Consider the following 853-nt stretch of genomic DNA (forward strand, 5'->3'; position numbering starts at 1 on the left):
CACCCGGTGACCGGCCGGGGCGTCCGAGGGACGGGCGGACTCCCCGGGACTTCGGTGTTCGGATAGCCTTTTGACGGATTGTCATCCTGCAGGTACGAGGTTCCGGGGGAGCCACTTTGAACTTCATCAGCGAAGCATGGGACGACGCCAAGGACCTGGTCGGGGCAGGTGCCAAGGTGGTCAAGGACATCGTCATGGCACCCGCCGAGATCGCCCGCTGGGCCCTCGGTGAGATGTTCGGCGGGGGCGAGGACGAGCTGCGCCAGATCGCCAAGGAGCTCGCCGAGCTCGGCAAGGAGTTCGACAAGCTCAGCACGGACGTCAACTCCGCGCTCGGCAAGCTCACCTGGCACGGCCCCGCCGCCGACGCGTTCACCACCCACGCGCAGGGCCGGGTCCGGGAGATGGCCGGGGTCGCGGACGAACTGGACGGGCTGAGCAAGGCGGTCGAGCGCCTGGCCAGCTTCTGAGGCCCGCCGGCGAAGATCATCACGAGGACAAGGGGTACGGGGAACCATGGCCGGTGAAAAGTTCGGCGTAGAGCTGCAGGAACTCGGCAGGATCCAGCAGGACTGGCAGCAAGCCAGTCAGCGGATGGCCGAGATGCAGAAGAGGCTCGGCAAGATCCAGGAAACGCTGGCGAAGGCGGTCGCGGTCGACCTGGCCGCCAGCCCGCTGGCCGGCATCGTCGGCTTCGGCATCGCCTTCGACGTGCTCCGGGACGCCAAGGACGTCGAGTCCCGCGCCCGGCACCTGATGGAGACCAAGGCCAAGCTCACCAAGGCGATCGCCGAGGACACCGAGAAGCTCAAGTCGGTGATCAAGTCGTACACCGAGGCGGACCGCAAGGTCG

At 67.2% G+C, this 853-nt stretch carries 2 protein-coding genes; both read left to right on the forward strand.

Annotated features, from left to right (window positions below; genetic code table 11):
• Positions 1–116 precede the first annotated feature (116 nt).
• Positions 117–470 (forward strand): WXG100 family type VII secretion target, encoded by a 354-nt coding sequence (locus ABD323_RS42105; protein ID WP_184916932.1) that lies wholly within the window; start codon positions 117–119, stop codon positions 468–470.
• A 46-nt stretch (positions 471–516) separates the two neighbouring features.
• Positions 517–853 (forward strand): hypothetical protein (locus ABD323_RS42110; RefSeq protein ID WP_344447347.1); only part of this gene is annotated, 337 nt, incomplete at its 3' end.

It is taken from the genome of Kitasatospora nipponensis, from assembly GCF_039528135.1.
Classification (GTDB): Bacteria; Actinomycetota; Actinomycetes; order Streptomycetales; family Streptomycetaceae; genus Kitasatospora; species Kitasatospora nipponensis.